Annotated in this window: 1 protein-coding gene; it reads right to left on the bottom strand. The window is 37.0% G+C overall.

Annotated elements, in window-relative coordinates; all coding sequences use genetic code 11:
* On the bottom strand, positions 1–276 hold a 276-nt coding region (locus tag SB717_RS35525), incomplete at both ends, for a penicillin-binding transpeptidase domain-containing protein (protein ID WP_410907636.1).

Below are 276 nucleotides of genomic sequence, written 5' to 3'. Positions count from 1 at the left end.
ATTTGAACTTTCTAAAGTTGGTTTAAACTTTTTTGTTTCCTTACCGTCCGGACTAATAATTGCACTTACAGTTTGAGGTTTATATTTATCACCTTTACTTGCCAAAGTTGCTGCATATTGAGCGAGTTGAAGAGGGGTATGCACTTCATTTCCTCCCCAAGAGGCATTTAATAAAGCAGAAATCCCATTTTCAAACTTATTAGATGGATGGAATTCATATTGTCCGTCTTCTTCAAAGGGTAAATCAATCCCGGTTTTAGAACGTAGGCCGAATTG

The sequence above is a fragment of the Priestia sp. SIMBA_032 genome, assembly GCF_046535215.1.
Classification (GTDB): domain Bacteria; phylum Bacillota; class Bacilli; order Bacillales; family Bacillaceae_H; genus Priestia; species Priestia aryabhattai.
Note: the sequence above shows the minus strand (reverse complement) of the source record. Positions and strands in the feature narration are given on the sequence as shown.